The sequence below is a fragment of the Nonomuraea cavernae genome (genome assembly GCF_040655715.1).
GTDB lineage: Bacteria > Actinomycetota > Actinomycetes > Streptosporangiales > Streptosporangiaceae > Nonomuraea > Nonomuraea cavernae_A.
Genome location: NZ_JBFAKL010000004.1, coordinates 215340 through 235164, shown reverse-complemented (window position 1 = coordinate 235164; position 19825 = coordinate 215340). Strand labels below are relative to the sequence as shown.

Below are 19825 nucleotides of genomic sequence, written 5' to 3'. Positions count from 1 at the left end.
ACGAACTGAGGCGCAGCACATACGGAGAGCAACCCGCACTGTGCCGGAAAGTTCGGGCTTCAGCTACGGCGAGCAGGCCAAGGGGCGCAAACAGGTGCTTCAGCATCGGTGAGGAGGAAGGCGTCGAAGCCCGGCCCGCTCTGCGGTGGGCAGGCAGGACGGCGGGGGCAGTGAAGCGGAGGCGGGTGGGCGTTCCGGCCGACTTAAGACCGTGCCAAGTACCCCCGCGCCCGAAACAAGGCCGAAGGCCAAAATCACCAGACCCAAGGCAATCGCGGTCGGCCGGAACGCGCACCCGTCTCCGCGGGCCCAAGCGCCCACCCGTCTCCGCGGTCCAAGCGCCCACCCACCGTAGACGGCCCCGAAGGAGGGTCCGATTCGGTCAACGCCGGTAAACATACTGTTACTGGCCGCGTCCAATAAGACACGTTACGTTGCTCCTGGAACCTACATCGAGAGTGGGGACGAGTATGCGGTCGATCGCCCGATTCTGCGGCCAGTGCAGCTGTGGCTGCCCCGAGTTGTTCGTCGACCACGCGGCCCCCGAAGACCGTCAGGTGATCATCACCGACGACTTCGGGCAGCGCGTCGAGATGAGCCGCGCTCAGTTCAGCTCGATAGTGGAGGCGGCCAAGAGCGGGGCGCTGGACGACCTGGCTCTCATCCACTGAGCGCGCAGGCCGCCGCCCTGCTCGCCAGCGGCCTCGCCGCCGGCCTCCTGGCGGGCACCGCGTCCTGCGCGGCGGTCCAGGGCGGCCTTCTGGTCGGCCTGATGGACCGAAGCGCCGGCCCGACCACCGCCCCTCAATCGACGGGAGCGGCCAGAGCCGGAAAGGACGAGACGTGTTCGGCGCAGCCTTCCGCCGGTGACCCGTCGCTGATCGGGCGGTTCCTGGTGGGCAGGCTGGTCGCCCACTCGGCGGTGGGAGCGCTGCTCGGGCTGCTGGGCGCGGCCGTCAGCCTGCCGCCCGCGGCCAGGGCACTGCTGCTCGTGGCGGCGGGCGTCACGGTGATCGTGTTCGCCGTACGACTGCTGCGCCGTACGGAACCCGGCTGCGCCCCGCCGGCACGGCAGACGAGGCGGCTGGCCGCGCCGTTGCTGGGCGCGGCGACCATCCTGGTCCCGTGCGGCGTGACGATCGGCATGGAGATGGTCGCCGTCTCCAGCGGATCCCCTCTCGGCGGGGCGGCGGTGATGGCCGGGTTCGTGCTCGGCACCGCTCCGGCGTTCGCGCTGCTGGGCTACGTGCTCCGGCGCGTCTCGCGGACCAGGGTGGCCAGGCTGGCCGGGGTGGTGGCGCTGGTGGCCGGGATGTGGACGATCGGCACCGGGCTCAACCTGGGCGGCTGGCTGCCGCGGCCGACGCTCTCCGCCGCGGCCTCGGCCGGCGTACCGGCAACCGGCAGCGCGCGCACGAACGAAACCAGCACGAACGAAACCGGCACGGACAAGAGCAGCACGACCGGGGCGGCCGTCGCGGAGGGCGGGCGCAGGGTCACGGTGTGGGCGATGCGCGACGGCTACCGGCCGGGCATCGTGACGGCCAGGGCGGGCGTGCCGGTGGAGGTGGTGTTCAAGCTCGTCGACCAGGGCTGCACGGGCACGGTCGTGATCGACGGCCGTGACATCGCCCTGCCGGCGACCGTGGTGTTACCTCCGCAACCCACCGGGACGATGCGCTACACCTGCGCGATGGGGATGTACACGGGGTTCATCGAGTTCTCCTAGACCCGGCAATTACTCCACGCTTCCGTCCGGTTACGTGTCACCCTGTGGGCCATGTCGTGGTGGCAAGGTGAGGCGCCGGCCGTTCCGGCGCCGCGCGTGGGCGACGAGGCCGAGCTGCTGCTGGCCGCGCGGGCGGGTGACGCGCAGGCGGCGCACCGGCTCGGCAGGCTGCACGCGCAGCGGGGTGACCGTTCCGCGGCCCGGCACTGGTGGGAGATGGCGGCCTCGGGTGGCAACGTCGACAGCGCCTTCAACCTGGGCATCTGGCACGAGAAGCATGGCAGCCTGGAGGAGGCGGTCTTCTGGTACGAACGGGCGGCCGGCACGGGTGACGCGGAGGCGGCCGTCAACCTGGCCACGCTGCTGCTGGAGCAGCGCGGCGACCTGGAGACCGCGAGGGGCTGGTTCGAGTGCGCGGCCCGCGCCGGGTCCCGGCCCGCGGCCCGCCGGCTGGCGCTGATCTGCGAGGACGCGGGCGAGCTGAACGCGGCGCGGGAGTGGCATCGCCGAGCCGCCACGGACGGCGACACGGCCTGCGCCCACGACCTGGGGTTCCTGGCCTACTCGGCCGGTGACGACGAGGAGACCGTTCGGTGGTGGGAGTTCGCGACGCGCGGCGGGCAGGCTGACTCGGCCTACTATCTGGGCCTGTTCCTGCAGGCCAGCCGCGATCCCGAGGCCGCCGAGACCTACTTCCGGCTGGCCGCGGCGAGCGAGCATCCCGGCGCCGCCGCCCAGTTGGGCGGTATCGCGCTCTCCCGTGGCGACCTGCGCACCGCTCGCGGCTGGTACGAACGCGCGGCGGGCGCGGGCCGGGTCGAGGCCCAGCGGATGGCCGGGTTCGTGTGCGTGGAGCTGGGCGACTCGACCGGGGCCAGTCACTGGTTCGGCCGGGCGGCGGCCGGGGGCGATCCGGAGGCGGCGTTCAACTTCGGGCTGCTGCTCATCGCGGAGTTCGGCGACCTCGAAGGCGGACGGCACTGGTTCCGTGAGGCGGCGCTGGCCGGGCACCACCAGGCGGCCGTGGAGCTGGGCGGCCTGCTGACGGCGGCCGGGCAGGCGGGCGAGGCCCGGCGGTGGCTGGCCGACCCGCCACCGCCGTCGTGGGACCGGACGGCCGAGCCCGAGCTGTACGCCCGGGCGGAGCTCGCGGCGGCCGCGACAGGTCGCCGGGGCGGCGTCTCGCTGGCGGTGCCCGCGCTGACGGAGGTGCTCGGCACCTGGGACCTGGTGACCAGGCCGCTGCACGACCACGCCGACGTGATCGCCTGGCTGGTGGCGCGGAGCGGCCTGCACACCAGCGCGATCGAGCATCTGGCCGCGGTGCGGGTCACGCTGCTGCGGCCGGGCGGCGCGCCGTGGCCCAGCCCGGCCGAGATCGAGCACGTCCTCGCCACGGCCCGCGAACTACGCCGTCGTTTCGGCCTGCGCTGAGCGGCGCTTTCGGGCCTGCGCTGAAAGCGGCGCGGGCCGCGGTGGAGGTCAGGCGGCGAGCACGTCGGAGACGGGCGTGTACTGCAGGTCGAGCGCCTGCGCGACCGGCTCGTTAGTGAGGCGCCCGCGGTGCGTGTTGAGCCCGCGCGCGAGCCCCGCATCGCCCTTGAGCGCGTCGCGCCAGCCCAGGTTGGCCAGCTTGACCGCGTACGGCAGGGTGGCGTTGGTCAGCGCGTAGGTGGAGGTGTTGGCCACCGAGCCCGGCATGTTGGCCACGCAGTAGAAGACCGAGTCGTGCACCCGGTAGGTCGGCTCGGCGTGGGTGGTCGGGCGCGAGTCGGCGAAGCAGCCGCCCTGGTCGATGGCGATGTCGACGAGCACCGAGCCCGGCTTCATGCGTGAGACCAGCTCGTTCGAGACGAGGGTGGGGGCCTTGGCGCCGGGGATGAGGACGGCGCCGATGACCAGGTCGGCTCCGAGCACCTCCCGCTCGATGGTGTACGAGGTCGAGACCAGGGTTTTGAGACGGCCCTGGTAGACGGCGTCGATGAAGCGGAGCCGGTCGATGTTGGTGTCGAGGACGGTGACGTCGGCGCCCATGCCGACGGCGATCTGCGCGGCGTTCAAGCCGGAGACGCCGCCGCCGATGACGACGACCTTGGCCGGAGCGACACCGGGCACGCCGCCCGGCAGGACGCCGCGGCCGCCGTTGAACCGCATCATGTTGTAGGCGCCGACCTGCGGGGCGAGCCGCCCGGCGACCTCTGACATGGGGGCGAGCAGCGGCAGCGCGTCACCGACCTGGACGGTCTCGTACGCGATGCCGGTCGTCCCGGCGGACAGCAGGGCGTCGGTGCACGGGTGCGAGGCGGCCAGGTGCAGGTAGGTGAAGAGCACGAGGTCTTCGCGCAGGCGGTGGTATTCGGAGGAGATCGGCTCCTTCACCTTGAGCACCAGCTCCGCCTCGGCCCACACGGCGTCGGCGTTGTCGAGGATCTTCGCGCCGACGGCGAGATACTCCTCGTCGGTGATCTGTGATCCGATGCCGGCGTCGCTCTGGACGGTGACGTCGTGGCCGTTGCGGACGAGTTCGTGCACGCCCGCCGGGGTGACGGCCACACGGTATTCATGGTTCTTGACCTCGGCGGGCACGCCGATCTTCATCGCGCCGTTCCTTTCGGAGAAGAAAATGTCCGGTACGGCGATGCCGTACCGGACAGGGGGGTTTCTACAGGCGGGCCCACGCTTGGGTGAGCACGGTGCGCAGGATCGAGCCGATCTCGTCGAACTCCTTCGGCCCCGCGACCAGTGGGGGCGCCAACTGGATGACGGGGTCTCCCCGGTCGTCGGCCCGGCAGTAGAGCCCGGCCTCGAACAACGCCTTGGACAGGAAGCCGCGCAGCAGCCGCTCCGACTCCTCGGCGGTGAACGTCTCCTTGGTGGTCTTGTCCTTGACCAGCTCGATGCCCCAGAAGTAGCCGGAGCCGCGCACGTCGCCGACGATCGGCAGGTCCTTCAGGCCTTCGAGGGTGGCCTGGAAGACGGGCTCGTTCTTGGTGACGTGACCGAGCAGGTCCTCGCGTTCGAAGATGTCGAGGTTGGCCAGCGCCACGGCGGCGGAGACCGGGTGGCCGCCGAAGGTGTAGCCGTGGGCGAAGGTGTTGTCGCCCTTCTTGAACGGCTCGAACAGCCGATCGCTCGCGATCATCGCCCCGAGCGGGGAGTAGCCGCTGGTCAGGCCCTTGGCGCAGGTGATGATGTCGGGCACGTAGTCGAACTTCTGCCCGCCGAACATGGTGCCGAGGCGGCCGAAGGCGCAGATGACCTCGTCGGAGACGAGCAGCACGTCGTACTCGTCGCAGATCTCGCGCAGGCGCTGCCAGTAGCCGGGAGGCGGCGGGAAGCAGCCGCCGGCGTTCTGCACCGGCTCGGCGAAGACGGCGGCCACCGTGTCGGGGCCCTCCATCTCGATGGCGCGGGCGACCCGCTCCGCGGCCCAGAAGCCGTACTCCTCGGGGGTCATCCCCTGGATGCCGGAGATCTCGTCGGCCCGGTAGTGGTTGGTGTTGGGCACTCGGACGGAGCCGGGCACGAGGGGCTCGAACATCTCCTTGAACGCCGGGATCCCGGTGATCGACAGAGCCCCGTGCGGGGTGCCGTGGTAGGCGATCTGGCGGCTGATGACCTTGTGCTTGAGCGGCTTGCCGGTGAGCTTGAAGTACTGCTTGGCCAGCTTCCAGGCGGATTCGACCGCCTCGCCGCCGCCGGAGGTGAAGAAGACGCGGTTGAGGTCGCCCGGGGTCAGGGCCGCCAGCCGCGCGGCCAGCTCGGCGGCCTTGGGGTGGGCGTAGGACCACAGCGGGAAGAAGGCCAGCTCCTGGGCTTGCTTGGCCGCCGCCTCGGCCAGCTCACTGCGCCCGTGACCGGCCTGGACCACGAAGAGCCCGGCCAGGCCGTCGAGGTAGCGCTTGCCGTGGATGTCGTAGATGTAGGAGCCCTCACCACGCACGATGGTCGGGATCTCGGCCTGCTCGTAAGAGCTGTGCCTGGTGAAGTGGAGCCACAAATGATCTTGCGCGGCCTTGAGGATGTCGTTGTCCGGCTGCGTCATGTTTATCTTCCCTTGCCTCTGATCTCACCACAGTCTGCCTCTTCACTCCGGCTTTGCCAAGCGAAAGCGTTGCGACATTCTGCAAGCAGGCCGAGATCCGCAGCAGCAATATGTAACTGCTACGAAATCCGCAGGTAGATTAATCTGCGGGTCATGCTGATCCCGCGCCGCGGGGTCGGGTGTGATGCAATGAGACGCTGACCGTCGAACGACCCCCGGGGGACCGTCCGTGACACCTGACCAGATCGAGAGCGCCGTCGCGGCCGCGATGCCACAGGCCATCGAGGAGCTGAAGCGGCTCGCCGCCATCCCCTCCGTCGCGTTCCCAGGGCACCCGGAGGAGCCCGTGTTCGCCGCGGCCGCCGCCACCGAGGAGCTGCTGCGCTCCACCGGCCTGCAGCGTGTCCAGCAGGTCCCGGTCGAGGGCAGCTTCCCCGCCGTCTACGGCGAGTCGCCCGCCCCTCCCGGCGCCCCGACGGTCCTGCTCTACGCCCACTATGACGTGCAGCCCGTCGGCGATCCCGCCGCGTGGCGCACCCCGCCGTTCGAGCCCACGCAGATCGACGGGCAGCTGTACGGCCGGGGCGTCGCCGACGACAAGTCGGGCATCATCTCCCACGTCGCCGCGCTCCGCGCGTTCCAGGGCCGGCTGCCCGTGGGCATCAAGGTCATCATCGAGGGCCAGGAGGAATACGCCGGCGAGCGCCTGGAGTCCTTCGTCGAGCGCAACCCCGATCTGCTGCGGGCCGACGCCATCGTGGTGGCCGACACCGGCAACCCGCGCGTCGGCGACCCCGCGGTGACCACGTCGCTACGCGGCATGGCGGCCTTCACCGTCGAGGTCCGCACCCTGCGCGGTCCGGTGCACAGCGGGTCGTTCGGCGGCGCCGCCCCCGACGCGCTCGCCGCCCTGATGCGCATGCTGACCTCGCTGCACGACGACAACGGCGACATCCGGGTCCCGGGGCTGCCCAGAGGGTCGTTCCTCGGGCAGGGCCCGCCGGAGGCGGAGTTCAGGAAGACCTCGGGCGTGCTCGACGGCGTGTCACTGGTCGGCTCCGGCTCGCTGGCCGACCGGCTCTGGTCGTCCTACGCGATCACCGTGACGGGCCTCGACGTGCCGACCGTCTCCGGGGCGATCAACGCGGTGCAGCCGGCGGCGCGGGCCCGCGTCACGGTCCGGGTGCCCCCGGCGGGCGATCCGAAGACGACGGTCAACGCGGTGGTGGAGTTCCTGCGGCAGGTCACGCCGTGGGGGGCGCAGGTCTCGTTCGGCGACTTCACGGTGGGTTCGGGCTTCCAGGCCGACTCGGGCGGCAAGGCCCGTGCGGCCCTCAACCGGGCCATGGAGCGCGCCTTCGGCCGCCCTCCTCGCGACGTCGGCGCCGGCGGCTCGATCCCGCTGGTCAACACGCTGCTCAAGCAGTTCCCGGCGGCCGAGATCCTGCTGTTCGGGGCGGAGGACGAAGACGCCGCCATCCACGCGCCCAACGAGCGGGTCGACCTGGAGGAGCTGCGCCGCGTCGCCACCGCCGAGGCCCTCTTCCTCCACGAGCTCAGCCTCCCCTCGGCCCTCGGCATCTGACACCCCGGCTCGCGGGTCCGGCCGATGACTTTCCGGGCCCCGACTGGTCTTCCTGTCGAACACGACTTCGAGGAGGACTCATGGCCACGTTCGCACTGATCCATGGAGGCGGCTCGAGCGCCCGGGACTGGCACCTGGTCGTCGCCGAGCTGCGCCGCAGAGGGCACGACGCCGTGGCCGTGGACCTGCCGATCGAGGACGAGTCGGCGAGCCTCGGCGACTACGCCGACACCGTGGTCCGGGCCGTCGGCGACCGCGGCGACCTGGTCGTCGTGGCCCACTCGTGGGGCGGCTTCGTCGGCCCGCTGGTCTGCGACCGGGTCCAGGCCGACCTGCTGGTGCTGGTGACGGCCGTGATCCCGGTGCCGGGCGAGCCGCCCACCGACTGGTGGGCCAACGCCGGTTTCCACTCACCCGCGATGGACGATCCGATCGCCGTCTTCCTGCAGGACGTCCCCGCCGAGATCGCCGCCGAGGCGCTGACCCGGGGACGGGAGCACGCCGAGAAGGCGCTGCTGGAGCCGTGGCCGCTGGCCGCGTGGCCGGACGTGCCGACGAGGTTCCTGCTCTGCCGTGACGACCGGTTCTTCACTCCGGAGTTCATGCGTGAGCTCGTCCGCGAACGGCTGGGCATCACGCCCGACGAGATCGACGGCGGCCACACCCCGATGCTGGCCCGCCCGATCGAGCTGGCCGACCGCCTGGAGAGCTACCTCTAACGAAGGGCCGGGTCGCGGACGCGGCGGACACCGCTGCCAAGACGGCTCACCGGCACCAGGCGGATCGTCCCGGTCAGGGGCGTTCGAAGGAGCGAAGCAACCGGCCGATCTGCTCCTCGATGGCCTGAGGATCCGGCCCGCCGTCAGGGACCAGGTCGGCCAGCGCGTCGGTCATCAGCTGCCGGCTCTGCCGCTCGGCGTCATCCTGGGCCCGGCCGACGGCCAGCATCAGGTGCTCGGCCAGCGACCGGCTGTCCAGCCGCATGGCGCGCGGCGTGATGACGATCTCCCGCACGAGGCCGTCCACGGCCGTGGTGGCCTTCACCTGACCGTCCGCGGCCTCGCCCGTACCGGTGATCTCGTCCAGCTCGCGCTGCCCGTCGCCCACCCAGGCGAGGATCTTCGCGGCCTTCTCCGCATCCTGCTCCAGATCCTCGTCACGCCAGTTGGCGGGGTCCGCGTCGAAGGTGTGCACCCTGTCTCCTTACCTGTGCGTTCACGCCCCACATGGCATCCGGCACCCTTGGCGCGCACCGGTCGCGCTCGTGAGATGTGCTCGGTATTCCGGCCCAGGCGCCGCGAACCGGTCACTCCCCCGAGGTCCGCGGCCGTGCCGGAGACTATTCGATCTCGTGGGCGACCTGCTCGACCCGGCGGCGCACGAACGTCTCGTCCAGCGGCTCAGGCAGCCGCTCGGCGCGCGCCCGCGCCCGTTCGATGATCTCCTGCGACCTGCGCCCGGCCGCCTCCTGGGCGGCCCGTGTCGCCGCCATGACCTGCCTCGCCAACTCGCCGGCGGGCTGGCGCATGACCCGGGGGTTGAGTGTGATCGCCTTGAGCCGCCCGCCGCCGCCCGCCACGACGCGCACCATGCCGCCGCCCGCCTCGCCCACAGCGGTGATCTCCGCGATTTCGGTCCGGGCGGATCCGAGCTCGCGCATGATCTCCTCGGTCTGACGGACGAGCCGCTCCAGGTGGTCGAGGTCATCGCTCCATGGGCCCGAGGACGACATCGCGAACTCCTTCACCAGACTCCAGGGACGACACGATCGGCAAGATACCAGCCCCCGGCCGGCTATCAGGGTGACGAAACCAGCAAAAGATCGACCTATCACCCACCTCTACCTAGATCATGGTTAACCTACGGCCATGGATTCGGAATTACGGATGATCCATGGGGCTGTCGAGACAGCCACCACGCATCTGAGGGGCGATGGAACCGACTACACGGCAGCGCTCCAACGCTTACAGCAGCGCGGCAACGCAGCCTCCTGGGGCGATGACGGCCTACTGCGCCCGCTGGTCACCGCGTACTGCGAGTGCACCGCGATCGCCCTGGCCGCCTACACCCACATGGGCGACGTGATGGAGTCCACGGGAGACGCGCTGGCGCTGTCGAGCCGGCGGGTGTCGAATGTCGACGACGGGACCGCTCAGGACATCGACCGGCTGCCGGACACGTCATGGGTGTGATTCTGCCGCTCTGGGCCGACGGCATCCTGGCGCTGGCGGGAATTCCCTGGCCGAACATCGACGAGGATGAACTGCGGCTGGACGCGGACGCGTGGCGCACCGTCCTCGCCGGCACCTCGACGGCCGCGGCCCACGCGGACAGCACCGTCGCCCAGACGACGAGCCCGGCCGTCTACCAGGGCGATTCCGCGACGGCCCTGGCCGGCTACTGGGAGAAGACAGGTGGCGGCGGACACCTCAACGAGGCGGCAACGGCGGCTAAGTACGCGCCGGTGATTCTCGACGGCGGAGCCAACGTCATCACCGCCACCAAGGTGGCAGTCGTCTCATATGCGGCGTCGTGCGCGGTCAAGCTCTCGGCCACCATGCTCGCGGGCGGACCGCTCGCCCTCGGGACGGCCGCGGCCACGGTCCTCGGCACCCGGTACGCCATGGGAAAGGTCCTCAAGGAGGCCGGCGAGGGCGGCGCCCGGGTGCTCGCCCCCGGGCTCGCCCGGCGGGTCACAGAACCCCTGGCCAGAATCCTCAGAAACGCCCGAGGACCGTGGGGTGGCGGCCCTCCGCTCGCCCTGGCCGGCGGCCCCCGCCTGCCCACGCGACTCCCCCGTAGCCGGCCCACTGGGGTAGATGGGCCCAACGGCCCCACCGTCGCCCAGATGGGGTGGAGAAGGCCCAACTCGTCCAACAAGACGAACTCAGGTACCCACAGGGGTGTCGCCAGTAAACCGACGAGGGCCCAGGCGGAGGCGGACGCGAGACGGGCGGCCGCCGATGGTGGTTCCAGGGCTGTTTATCGCGGCCCCTGCTCGAAAGGAGACCACGTTCATGTGGACTACCTGAACAACAAAGGTGAGATCATGCACACCAGGCACTTCGACTTCGAGGGTTAGACCATCTTGAATGACTCCCAGGCAGGCAACGACGCAACCGGGCAGGACGATCTGCTGGCGGGCGCCGCCGACCTGGGCGCCGCCATCGAGCGGCACGCCCGGGTCCTCGCCGAAACCCCCCATGACTACAAGCAGGTGGTGGAGGCGGTCAATCACCTCCGCGCCTCCGCCATCGCGTACGCCACCCTCTGCGCCGACCTCGCCGGGTGGGGCAACCCGTTCAGCGACCTGGAGAACGAACCGGGCCCCGACGAGGAAGCGGCGGAGGCCGGCGACGCCTCTACCGAATACAGTCCGGTGGTGCACGTGGAGGCCCACTACCGGATCCGCGTGACGGACATTGAGGCCGCCGAGCGCCTCGTCGGCGAGGAGTCGTCCGAAGACCTGCTGGGCGCCCCCTCGGACGTGGTGACGCAGCTCTTCCTGCGCGACGGCTGGGATCCCTACCAGTACGGCGACGCTCTCCAGACGGAGGAAGTGTCATGGAGCTGCGGCCCCGACCAGGCGTGACGCCCGCCCGCTTCCCGGTACACGAGTGCATCGCGGGCCCCGGGGGTGCCACGAGCCGACCGCCAGGCCAGAGGTATGGTCTGCCCAGCGGCCGGAAATCACCGCGAGGAACCAGCGCGAAGCACCCGATAAATGATCACACTTCCACTACTTTCGGATTTTTCGTGAACCGGGAAGTGGGCGACCGGAGATGCTGACCGCATGACGGAGCAGCCTCTACACGTGAATCGCGCCGGCCTCCGACAGTCTGCCGTCAATCTCAAAGAGGTCGCCGAGCGGCTGCTCCAGTTGCACGAAGTCGGCGACGGGGCGGACGAAGGGGCCTCCGAGCTGATGCCGATCGCGCTCGGGCTGGTCGGCCAGCCGGCGCGGATGCGTTACAACCGGGCGTTCCGCGACTTCCGTGACCGCCTGTGGAAGGGAGCGCAAAGTGCCTCGGCCATGGCCGAGGTGATCACCGCCAATGAGAACGGCTACGCCCAGGCGGAGCACCAAGGCGTGCAGGCTCTGCTCAGTCTGCAGGCCAATGCGGACCGCCCTCTCGATCAGCCGCTGCTGCGGAACGACACCGTCAACCCGCTGTTCGAGCATCAGGGCGACGACAAGTACTGGCAGCCGGCGGTCATGGCTGCGGGGACGTTCGAGGCCGGCCTGCGCGCGCGGCGGCTCCGCCACCGGATCGACCGGCAGCGCTGGGTCCAGTATTTGGATGACTACGACGATCCATCCGCCCAGCGCAAACTGTCGCGAGCGACGACTTCTGCCGAACGGGCCAGGGCCTACGAGCAGATCGAGCGTTCGCGCATCGCGCTGCAGAGCGGCCGCACTGCGGCGATGCTCAAGGTCGCCGGGCGCATGTCCATCGCCGCCAGCGTGGGCACGATGGTCTGGGCCGCCGCCATGGTCCCGCGCGACGAGATACTGGACAGGCATATCGCCTACTGGGCCGCGATGGCGCGCGACCTGGACAGCCTCTTCGGCGGCGGAGATCCCGCCGGCCGGGCCGTCCTTGCGCAGACATGGCAGGGCGAGACCATGGAAGTGGCCGACAAGAAGCTGCGGGCCTTCATGACCGCGGGTATCCAGCTCTCCGACAAGGCCGTGGCGCACGCCCACGACCTCGAGCAGGCGGTGAAATCCCTTAACGCACTGCACGACAAGATCTTCGCCCTGACGGTGGTGTGGGTCCTGGCGCTGTGGACGATCCGCCTTTCCTACACGGTCAATCCCTTGGGCGCGCTGGGGGCGCAGGAGTACATCGGACGGAATCTGACCAAGACCGTGGTGGCCGCGCACGCCGCGATCAGCGCCCTGATGGCCACCCAGCTCTACATGGACGTGGACGGGCAGCCCGAGTACTCCGGGCCGGGCAACGTGCCATCGCAGGACTTTCCGGAAGTCAACGCATAGACCGCGAGGCGCGACGGACGGACCGGGCGATGCCTAGCGGACGGGCAGGTCGTAGACGCGGCGGACGCTGCTGCCGAGGCGGCGCACGTCGGCGCCGTAGACGTGCACGGAGACGCCCACCTCGTCGCTGGTGTTGAGGACCGCGTGGATGTCGCCCGGCGGGGCGAAGCCGCTGACCTCGCCCGGGCGGTTGTCGGCGCGGCCGATCTCGGTCAGGTGGTCGCCGAGGTCGCGGTAGAGGGTCTCGTGCTCGATGCCGCTGAGGACGCCGAACGCGCACCACGACACGTGGTCGTGAATCACCGTGCCCTGACCGGGGCGCCACACGACCGCCACGATCGAGAAGTCATCCTGGGCGTGCAGCACCTGCGAGACGTACCCGTCGGGTGAGCCCTCGCGTTCCTCCGGCGTGAGCAGGTCGAGCGACGGGAGATGGGCGCGGAGCAGGTCGGCGACCGCGAACGCGGTCTCACGGCGTTCGAGCCGGCGGGCGGTCAGCGCTCCGATGCCCCGCACGAGTTCGTCCAGTCCTGGTCTGACGATGGTCGTCATATTCATGGTATTCCCCTAGGGAAAGACGCTAATCGGCCTTCCCTTACCACCCTGCTACAGCCCACATCGATAGGTCCAACAGAAGTTTTGTTGCTCATCGATAGATAAGATTGATGAATGCTCGATGTCGTACGGCTACGTGTGCTCGTGGCGGTCGCTCGCAGGGGGTCGCTTACGGCGGCGGCCAAGGAGTTGCACTATTCGCAGCCGTCGGTCAGCCACCATCTGGCCCGGCTGGAGGCCGAGACCGGCGCCCGGCTCATCCAGCGCGCCGGGCGAGGCATCCGGCTGACCGAGGCGGGGCGGCTGCTCGCCGAGCGCGCGGCCGACATCATCGGCCGGCTCGACGCCACCGCCGAGGAGCTGGCCGCGCACGTCGGGCTGCGCTCGGGCCGGGTGCGACTGGCCGCGTTCCCCTCGGCGCTGGGCACGTTCGTCCCCAAGGCGGCCATGCGGATCGCCCGCGGCCATCCGGGGCTGCGGCTGGAGCTCACCGAGACCGAGCCGCCCGAGGCGCTCAGGCTGCTGCGGGCAGGGAGGGTCGACGTGGCGGTGATGTTCCGCTACGACGACACCACGCCCGAGGAGAGCGGCCTCCACCTGACCCACCTCCTCGACGACCCCAGCTACCTCGTCTCCCCCTCCCCGTCGACGGGCGAACCGGCGACCGGGCCGGCAGGCGAGCCGGCGACCGGGCCGACAGGCGAATCGGCGACCGGACCGACAGGCGAATCGACCAGCGAACCGGCGGGCGCGTCATCAGAGACGTACGAGCCCGCCAGGCTGGCGGAGCATGCGGGAGCCGCGTGGATCGCCGGGTGCGATCGGTGCCGGAGCCATCTGCTCGACATCTGCGCCAAGGCCGGGTTCGAGCCGCGCATCTCGTTCACCAGCGACGACATCGTGGCCGTGCAGGCGCTGGTGGCGGCCGGCATGGGGCTGACCGTGCTGCCGGGGCTGGCGCTGGCCGCGCACCGCCATCCCGGCGTGACGGTCGCCGAGATCCCCGGCTCGACCAGGCACGTCCACGCCGCCGTCTACGGCGAGCCGCCGCACCCTCCGGCCACCGAGGCGCTGCTGTCGGCGCTCCGGGAGAGCCGTTGACCGCGCGGTCGTCCGGGCAGGCCGGCTGACCGCTTCGGGGCCCGGTAAACCCTTTGACCGCATTCTTACGATGGCCTCATGCCGGATATCGCGACACTCGCGCTCTTCTGCGCGGCCACCCTCGCCCTGCTCGTGGTGCCCGGCCCCGCCGTGCTCTTCATCGTCACGCGCAGCGTCGCCCAAGGCAGGTCAGCGGGTCTGATCTCGGTCCTCGGCGTGCACGCGGGCTCGCTGGTCCACGTGTTCGCCGCGGCGCTCGGCATCAGCGCGCTGCTGGCGGCCTCGGCGACGGCGTTCACCGTGGTCAAGTACGCGGGCGTGGCCTACCTGGTGTGGCTGGGCGTGCGCAAGCTGATGCACCGTGGGTCGGATGAGGAGGCCGTGGCGACCGAGACGCATTCCAGGCGGCGGATGTTCTGGGAGGGGTTCGTGGTCAACGTGCTCAACCCGAAGACCGCGATCTTCTTCCTGGCGTTCCTGCCGCAGTTCACCGCCCCGGCCGCGGGCCCGGTCGGGCCACAGATCCTGCTGCTCGGGCTGCTCTGGCTGGTGCTCGGAATGGCCAGCGACGGCACCTACGCGATGGCCGCCTCGGCCCTGGCCGGGCGGCTGCGCCGATCGGCCAGGGCCCGCCGCCGCCTCGACATCGGCAGCGGCCTCGCCTACCTCGGACTGGCCGCCCTGCTGACAGGTGAGAAGGCCTGACCCCGCAGCCGTCCGCTGGAAGCCAGCGACTCCGCCCGCTCAGTGGCTACCGAAGGTGATCGTCAGGATGGCCACCACAGGGTGGGGGTCTCCGTCCGGGTTCGTTTGATAGCCGCCGTGATACTGGTAGTCGATGCGAGCCATGCTGCTCACCTCATAGTGATGAGTGCGTGACCAACCTGGCTCTTTGGGCTTCCCTGCCTTGCCGCGAAGGATCGTGATCGAGGCGATCGCCGATGGTTTGCCCGGCTCCTGTGAGACGTGATCCCAGAACTGTTGCGCCTGCTGAACACCCACACGCTCAGCCAGTTGCGCGTAGTGCTGCAAGAATCGGCGGTGAACGAGGACGCGGTACTGAGGGACGACCGGAGGTTTCCGGCCGGGCCGCCGGGCCGGACGCATGGGCTCATAGGCGCTGCCACTCATCGTGGTGGCTCTGCTTCTGTGAAATCGTCCGGATCGTGTCGTCCGAGAAGGACGGACCGACGTAGTGGGTCTTCCAACTGCCGTGCGGTTATGCGCCATGCGCGGATGCACTCTTCGAGCACCGAGGGATCTTCGTCCGAATGCGCCGCGACGAGCACGGCGTGCAGTTCGTCGACGAACTCGCGGAGATCGTCGAGCTCGAAGACGCGCAGCCAAGCCAGATCACCTAGATCAGTGACATTGGGTGGCGCCGCCTCACGACGAAGCAGCTCCTCCAGCCGCATGTGGGCGAGAGACCACTTGGCGATCTCCTCAAGCATTCGGAGGCGCCGCTCGGGCAACATCACAAGGCTCGTGCTGTCCTTGTCACGGATCTGCGCGAGACCGTGGCGGGCGCGATCGATGATCTCCGTGCGCTTGTTCGCCAGGTCGGATGCTTGGTAGATGTCGGTCATGACCGCTCTCCAGTTGCCAGGATCATGGGTACAATCCTAGTGGTGATTCTACGAAGACGCTGTAACTATTTCGCGAAGTCTCTGTAGGGGAGGGTGAAAGTGCAGGAGAGCTGTCATCCGTTTGACGCACGCAGGCAGTTGATGTGCGAGGACCATACCGGCCCACGAGAGAGCTGGACGCTTTCCAGTCTGGTCACCGACATGAGGGACGCGCTTCGTGAGCGATTCGAACCGGTCGGCGAAAGAGGAGATCCGCTCAAGCGCTTCAATGCTGCGTCCAGAGAGCTGACCCGACGGGGCCTGGACGCGGATTCGATCGTCCGCTACGGGATGGTCGTCGAAGTTCTTGGCCCCATGCTCACAGTGCTGTTGATCGATTTGATCCTTCCTGACGGGAATGCGGACAGCGGACTGCGGGTGTCCGGAGTGGATCTCGATGGCTGGCGCACACTTCTGGGAGTGCCGGCAGGCGAACTCACCAGCCACAGCGAAATCACCTCGACGCTCGAGAAGACCACGACCAGCATCTTCGGACCGTTGCTCAACTGGGTGGGCACCGCCGCGATCGGCGCCTTGGTCAACCTGTCACTGCCGGATACCAAGGATTTCTGGAAATGTCCTCCCCCGCCGCGAGATTTTCGCGTTCTTGCCTACCAGTACAGATGGCTGGTGGAGCGAGTGACTGAAACGTACGTGAAGGCTTGGTCCACCGCCTCGTTGATACTTGAGTATCGCTATCGCCAGAACATCGAGCCGATGAGCTTTCCGGCGTTCGTATGGGAAACCCGTGATCTCGATCTTGACGAGGTCTCACGCGAGATCGCTCACCGCACCTCGGCCGAATGGAATCCGTCTCCGAACGCCCCTCCGAACTCGGAGTTCCTGCTGCAGCAGATGACAACCCACGCCCGCAGCCTGCTGGTGGCCGGTCAACGTGCGGCAGCCGCCGCCCTGTTCGAGTTCGCCGCGCAGCAGTGGCCGGACGATGCCTCAGCCCAGAACAATCTCGGCTTCTGCCTCGTCCTGGACCAGCCGGACCGAGCCCTGAGGCACCTGGGCCTGGCAGCGCGCATGGGATACGAACCAATGCCCATCAATGCGTACAACCGCATGTGCTGCTATGTCGCACTGAATCAAGAGCGTCATGCCCTCGAAACAGCCGAAGAGTTCTGGCGGCAGCGAGGGGATCTCGTCCAGAACCAGGACCGGGCCATCGTCTGGATCCTGAACGAAGAAGGCCAGTGGAGCCTTGATCGGAAAGCCCGGCCATGGTCGGTCCTTGTCGGACTCGCCATCTCCATCGCGCAGAGGCAGGGATGGCAGGAGGAAGAGGACAGATGGCGACCGAGGCTACCGCCACCAGCGGCTGAGGAAGCGCCGGGCGAGGAGATGGCATAGCGCTCCCCGCCACAGCGCCGGCCGTGGTCAGTCGGCGGATTCGGCCACCTGTCTGGCCCAGCGGTAGTCGGCCTTGCCGGCCGGGGAGCGGACCATCTCGGTCACGAACGCGTACGTACGGGGCACCTTGTAGCCCGACAGCAGCCGCCTGCAGTGCGCGTCGAGCTCCTCCGGGGTGACTTCGACTTCGGGACGCCGCTCGACGACGGCGGCCACCCTGCTCCCCCAGCGCTCGTCGGGCACGCCGGTCACCACCGCGTCGAACACGGCGGCGTGGCCCTTGAGCACGGCCTCGACCTCCTCGGGGAAGACCTTCTCACCGCCGGTGTTGATGCACTGCGAGCCCCGGCCGAACATGGTGACGGTGCCGTCGGCCTCGACGGTCGCCAGGTCGCCGGTCAGCAGCCAGCGGGTGCCGTCGGCGTCGGTGACGAACGTTCGCGCCGTCTTGTCCGGGTCGTTGTGGTAGCCGAACGCGATCCGCCCGGCCTTGGCCACGGTGCCCAGCTGTCCCGAGCCCGGCTCGACGGGCCGCAGCTTCTCGTCGAGCACGGCGAGGCCGGAGGTCGCGTTGGGCTGGTAGCGCAGCCCTTTCTCCGGTGAGGAGCCCGCGACGCCCGAGGCGGTGTAGCCCGACTCGGTGGAGCCGAAGTTGTCGAGGATCATCACGTTCGGCAGCAGTTCCTGGAGCCGGTCGCGGACGGCGCCGCTCAGGATCGCGCCGGTGGAGCTGACCGCGACCAGCGAGGAGACGTCGTAGCCGCCCCGTTCGAGCTCCTCGCTGAGCGGCCTGGCCATCGCGTCGCCGGTGATGTTGACGGTGAACACCTTCTCCCGCTCGATCGTCCGCCACACGTCGGCGGCTTCGAACTTGCGGACGTACACGATGGTGGAGCCCATCCACCAGGCGATGAAGGTGGCCATCTGCGCGGCCCCGTGCATCAGCGGCGGCGCCGCCATCATCACGATCGGGTTCGCCTTGACGGCCTCGTCGACGACCTCCTGTGGCGTGGCGCGCGGCTCGCCGTACGGGTTGCCGCCGCCGAAGGCCATGAACAGGTCCTCGACGTGCCACATCGCGCCCTTGGGCATGCCGGTCGTGCCGCCGGTGTAGATGATGTAGACGTCCTGGCCGGAGCGTAATTCGAAGCCCCGCTCCGGCTTGCCGCTCTCCAGCGCCATCCAGTACGGCACCGCGTCGCGGGTGGCCGGCTGCCCGCCCACCGCGACCAGGTGCCGCAGCTCCGGGGCGTCGGGGGCGACGGCTGCCACCCGCGATTCGAACTCGACGTCGTAGAACAACGCCCGGATGCCGGAGTCGCGGTAGAGGTAGAGCAGTTCGGCTTCGACGTAGCGGTAGTTGACGTTGATCGGCACGGCCCGGATCTTCAGCGCGGCGAGCAGCGCGGCGATGTACTCGATGCCGTTGTAGAGGTGGATGCCGACGTGCTGGCCCGGCCGGATGCCCCGGTCGAGCAGGTAGTGGGCGAGCCGGTTGGCCTCGGTGTCCAGCTCGGCGTAGGTGCGCCGCTCGTCGCCGCACACGACCGCGACGCGGTCCCCGATCGCGTCCGCGAGCGCTTCGAACAGGTCAGCGTGGTTGAACTCCATCCGGACCTCTTCTTCCTCGGTTCGGGGTATGCGGGTGTCGCCCTGGTCAGGGTTTCTCCCGTCCGACGATCCACATCGCGAAGAACTGGGCTCCCCCGCCGTACGCGTGGCCGAGCGCGAGCCGGGCGCCGTCCACCTGGTGCTCTCCCGCCATCCCGCGCACCTGCTGCGCGGCCTCGGCGAATCTGATCAGTCCGGACGCGCCGATCGGGTTGCTGGACAGCACTCCGCCCGAGGCGTTCCACGGGATGTCACCGTCGAGCGCGGTGGCTCCCGACTCGGTGACCTTCCAGCCTTCTCCTTCCGCGGCGAATCCCAGGTTCTCCAGCCACATCGGCTCGTACCAGGAGAACGGGACGTACACCTCGGCCACGTCGATCTGCCGTCGCGGGTCGGTGATGCCGGCCTGCCGGTAGACGTCGGCGGCGCAGTCCTTGCCTGCCTGCGGGCTGACCGTGTCGCGCCGGGCCCGGGCCATCGGTTCGGAGCGCATGGCCGCGCCGTGCACCCAGGCGGGCGTGCCGGTGACCTTGTCCTCCGACGACAGGACGATCGCGCAGGCGCCGTCGCTGGACGGGCAGGTCTCCAGGTAGCGGATCGGCTCCCACAGCATCGGCGTCGACTCGACCATCGCCCGGTCGATGCCGGGGATCCGCAGGTGCGCGTACGGGTTCTTCAGCGCGTTCAGCCGGTCCTTGACCGCGACCAGCGTGCCGATGTGGCCGGGGGCGCCGGTCCGGCGCATGTACTCGCGGATGTGCGGCGCGAAGTAGCCGCCGGCGCCCACCACCAGCGACGAGCTGAACGGCGGGTGGGTGGTCAGCGCCCAGGTGGCGTTGGACTCCGACTGCTTCTCGAACGCCACGACGAGCACCCGGTCGTGTACGCCGCCCTGGATGAGGCCGGCGCCGACCAGGGCCGTCGAGCCGCCGACGCTGCCCGCGGTGTGCACGCGCATCATCGGCTTGCCCGCCGCGCCGAGGGCGTCGGCCAGGTAGGACTCGGGCATCATGACGCCCTCGAACAGGTCGGGCGCCTTGCCGATGACGACCGCGTCGATGTCCTTGAAGGTGAGCCCGGCGTCGTCGAGCGCCCTGAGGGCGGCCTCGCGGACCAGCCCGGCGATCGACACGTCCCTGCGTTTGGTCGTGTAATGCGTCTGGCCGACGCCGATGACCGCGCACCTGTTCACTGGTCGCTCACCACTCCTCGT

Annotated in this window: 21 protein-coding genes; 12 read left to right on the top strand and 9 right to left on the bottom strand. The window is 69.5% G+C overall.

The features are described 5' to 3' along the window. Positions 1–470: 470 nt before the first annotated feature. Genes AB0I38_RS08045 through AB0I38_RS08035 form a run of 3 tightly spaced genes read left to right on the top strand, consistent with a single transcriptional unit; the run spans position 471 to position 3163 of the window. Entirely contained in the window at positions 471–671 is a 201-nt protein-coding gene (locus AB0I38_RS08045; RefSeq protein ID WP_358463805.1) for a hypothetical protein, read from the top strand. Beyond that, positions 668–1729 carry an urease accessory protein UreH domain-containing protein gene (locus AB0I38_RS08040; RefSeq protein ID WP_358464152.1) on the top strand — a complete coding sequence of 354 codons (1062 nt, stop codon included), beginning with the start codon at positions 668–670 and terminating at the stop codon, positions 1727–1729. The genes AB0I38_RS08045 and AB0I38_RS08040 overlap by 4 nt, the downstream gene beginning before the upstream one ends. 51 nt (positions 1730–1780) lie before the next feature. Beyond that, positions 1781–3163, top strand: coding sequence for a tetratricopeptide repeat protein (locus AB0I38_RS08035; protein WP_358463802.1), 1383 nt, complete (start codon positions 1781–1783; stop codon positions 3161–3163). Positions 3164–3211: 48 nt separating this feature from the next. Here the strand turns inward: AB0I38_RS08035 and ald are convergent, their stop codons facing one another. Both ald and AB0I38_RS08025 read right to left on the bottom strand, forming a co-directional pair. Then, complete coding sequence (gene ald / locus AB0I38_RS08030) at positions 3212–4327, bottom strand: alanine dehydrogenase (protein ID WP_358463799.1); 1116 nt, start codon at positions 4325–4327, stop codon at positions 3212–3214. 64 nt (positions 4328–4391) lie between these two features. Then, positions 4392–5774 carry an aspartate aminotransferase family protein gene (locus tag AB0I38_RS08025; protein WP_358463796.1) on the bottom strand — a complete coding sequence of 461 codons (1383 nt, stop codon included), beginning with the start codon at positions 5772–5774 and terminating at the stop codon, positions 4392–4394. A 229-nt stretch (positions 5775–6003) separates the two neighbouring features. Between AB0I38_RS08025 and AB0I38_RS08020 the strand changes: the two genes are divergently transcribed. Further along, positions 6004–7359, top strand: a complete 1356-nt coding sequence (locus AB0I38_RS08020) for a dipeptidase (RefSeq protein ID WP_358463793.1) — start codon at positions 6004–6006, stop codon at positions 7357–7359. 80 nt (positions 7360–7439) lie between these two features. Further along, entirely contained in the window at positions 7440–8078 is a 639-nt protein-coding gene (locus AB0I38_RS08015) for an alpha/beta fold hydrolase (protein WP_358463790.1), read from the top strand. A gap of 73 nt (positions 8079–8151) precedes the next feature. Here AB0I38_RS08015 and AB0I38_RS08010 read toward each other — a convergent pair whose 3' ends face one another. Both AB0I38_RS08010 and AB0I38_RS08005 read right to left on the bottom strand, forming a co-directional pair. Continuing rightward, the gene (locus AB0I38_RS08010; protein ID WP_358463787.1) at positions 8152–8553 is read right to left on the bottom strand and encodes a YbaB/EbfC family nucleoid-associated protein; all 402 of its coding nucleotides are present in this window, start codon (positions 8551–8553) and stop codon (positions 8152–8154) included. Positions 8554–8698: 145 nt separating this feature from the next. Then, positions 8699–9091, bottom strand: a complete 393-nt coding sequence (locus AB0I38_RS08005) for a YbaB/EbfC family nucleoid-associated protein (protein ID WP_358463784.1) — start codon at positions 9089–9091, stop codon at positions 8699–8701. 136 nt (positions 9092–9227) lie between these two features. Between AB0I38_RS08005 and AB0I38_RS08000 the strand changes: the two genes are divergently transcribed. The 4 genes from AB0I38_RS08000 (at position 9228) to AB0I38_RS07985 (ending at position 12361) form a co-directional block, all read left to right on the top strand. Continuing rightward, positions 9228–9551, top strand: coding sequence for a hypothetical protein (locus tag AB0I38_RS08000; protein WP_358463781.1), 324 nt, complete (start codon positions 9228–9230; stop codon positions 9549–9551). Then, complete coding sequence (locus AB0I38_RS07995; protein ID WP_358463778.1) at positions 9542–10441, top strand: hypothetical protein; 900 nt, start codon at positions 9542–9544, stop codon at positions 10439–10441. Before AB0I38_RS08000 ends, AB0I38_RS07995 begins: the two co-directional genes overlap by 10 nt. A gap of 6 nt (positions 10442–10447) precedes the next feature. Next, the gene (locus AB0I38_RS07990) at positions 10448–10951 is read left to right on the top strand and encodes a hypothetical protein (protein WP_358463775.1); all 504 of its coding nucleotides are present in this window, start codon (positions 10448–10450) and stop codon (positions 10949–10951) included. A 222-nt stretch (positions 10952–11173) separates the two neighbouring features. Next, complete coding sequence (locus AB0I38_RS07985) at positions 11174–12361, top strand: hypothetical protein (RefSeq protein WP_358463772.1); 1188 nt, start codon at positions 11174–11176, stop codon at positions 12359–12361. 33 nt (positions 12362–12394) lie between these two features. On the opposite strand, the gene AB0I38_RS07980 is transcribed toward AB0I38_RS07985, so the two are convergent. Then, positions 12395–12913 carry a cysteine dioxygenase family protein gene (locus tag AB0I38_RS07980; protein ID WP_358463769.1) on the bottom strand — a complete coding sequence of 173 codons (519 nt, stop codon included), beginning with the start codon at positions 12911–12913 and terminating at the stop codon, positions 12395–12397. 117 nt (positions 12914–13030) lie between these two features. Between AB0I38_RS07980 and AB0I38_RS07975 the strand changes: the two genes are divergently transcribed. Beyond that, positions 13031–14017 (top strand): LysR family transcriptional regulator, encoded by a 987-nt coding sequence (locus AB0I38_RS07975; protein WP_358463766.1) that lies wholly within the window; start codon positions 13031–13033, stop codon positions 14015–14017. A 78-nt stretch (positions 14018–14095) separates the two neighbouring features. Beyond that, complete coding sequence (locus tag AB0I38_RS07970) at positions 14096–14722, top strand: LysE family translocator (RefSeq protein ID WP_358463763.1); 627 nt, start codon at positions 14096–14098, stop codon at positions 14720–14722. A gap of 39 nt (positions 14723–14761) precedes the next feature. Here the strand turns inward: AB0I38_RS07970 and AB0I38_RS07965 are convergent, their stop codons facing one another. Together AB0I38_RS07965 and AB0I38_RS07960 are read right to left on the bottom strand one after the other, a co-directional pair. Next, entirely contained in the window at positions 14762–15049 is a 288-nt protein-coding gene (locus AB0I38_RS07965) for a hypothetical protein (RefSeq protein ID WP_358463760.1), read from the bottom strand. A 95-nt stretch (positions 15050–15144) separates the two neighbouring features. Next, the gene (locus tag AB0I38_RS07960) at positions 15145–15603 is read right to left on the bottom strand and encodes a hypothetical protein (protein ID WP_358463757.1); all 459 of its coding nucleotides are present in this window, start codon (positions 15601–15603) and stop codon (positions 15145–15147) included. A gap of 99 nt (positions 15604–15702) precedes the next feature. Here AB0I38_RS07960 and AB0I38_RS07955 point away from each other — a divergent pair, with 99 nt between their 5' ends. Continuing rightward, positions 15703–17001: a hypothetical protein gene (locus tag AB0I38_RS07955; RefSeq protein WP_358463754.1), complete on the top strand. Its 1299-nt coding sequence runs from the start codon at positions 15703–15705 to the stop codon at positions 16999–17001. A 27-nt stretch (positions 17002–17028) separates the two neighbouring features. Here AB0I38_RS07955 and AB0I38_RS07950 read toward each other — a convergent pair whose 3' ends face one another. After that, the gene (locus AB0I38_RS07950) at positions 17029–18612 is read right to left on the bottom strand and encodes an acyl-CoA synthetase (protein WP_358463751.1); all 1584 of its coding nucleotides are present in this window, start codon (positions 18610–18612) and stop codon (positions 17029–17031) included. 46 nt (positions 18613–18658) lie between these two features. Next, positions 18659–19804, bottom strand: coding sequence for a thiolase domain-containing protein (locus tag AB0I38_RS07945; protein ID WP_358463748.1), 1146 nt, complete (start codon positions 19802–19804; stop codon positions 18659–18661). Positions 19805–19825: the final 21 nt, after the last annotated feature.

Excerpts from the sequence above, each read along its gene's own strand:
- AB0I38_RS07995 (WP_358463778.1), top strand. The coding sequence starts at position 9,542 with ATGGGTGTGATTCTGCCGCTCTGGGCCGACGGCATCCTGGCGCTGGCG.
- AB0I38_RS07980 (WP_358463769.1), bottom strand. The coding sequence starts at position 12,913 with ATGACGACCATCGTCAGACCAGGACTGGACGAACTCGTGCGGGGCATC.
- AB0I38_RS07960 (WP_358463757.1), bottom strand. The coding sequence starts at position 15,603 with ATGACCGACATCTACCAAGCATCCGACCTGGCGAACAAGCGCACGGAG.
- AB0I38_RS07975 (WP_358463766.1), top strand. The coding sequence starts at position 13,031 with ATGCTCGATGTCGTACGGCTACGTGTGCTCGTGGCGGTCGCTCGCAGG.
- AB0I38_RS08025 (WP_358463796.1), bottom strand. The coding sequence starts at position 5,774 with ATGACGCAGCCGGACAACGACATCCTCAAGGCCGCGCAAGATCATTTG.
- ald (WP_358463799.1), bottom strand. The coding sequence starts at position 4,327 with ATGAAGATCGGCGTGCCCGCCGAGGTCAAGAACCATGAATACCGTGTG.
- AB0I38_RS07950 (WP_358463751.1), bottom strand. The coding sequence starts at position 18,612 with ATGGAGTTCAACCACGCTGACCTGTTCGAAGCGCTCGCGGACGCGATC.
- AB0I38_RS08045 (WP_358463805.1), top strand. The coding sequence starts at position 471 with ATGCGGTCGATCGCCCGATTCTGCGGCCAGTGCAGCTGTGGCTGCCCC.
- AB0I38_RS08035 (WP_358463802.1), top strand. The coding sequence starts at position 1,781 with ATGTCGTGGTGGCAAGGTGAGGCGCCGGCCGTTCCGGCGCCGCGCGTG.
- AB0I38_RS08000 (WP_358463781.1), top strand. The coding sequence starts at position 9,228 with ATGGATTCGGAATTACGGATGATCCATGGGGCTGTCGAGACAGCCACC.
- AB0I38_RS08005 (WP_358463784.1), bottom strand. The coding sequence starts at position 9,091 with ATGTCGTCCTCGGGCCCATGGAGCGATGACCTCGACCACCTGGAGCGG.
- AB0I38_RS08015 (WP_358463790.1), top strand. The coding sequence starts at position 7,440 with ATGGCCACGTTCGCACTGATCCATGGAGGCGGCTCGAGCGCCCGGGAC.
- AB0I38_RS07970 (WP_358463763.1), top strand. The coding sequence starts at position 14,096 with ATGCCGGATATCGCGACACTCGCGCTCTTCTGCGCGGCCACCCTCGCC.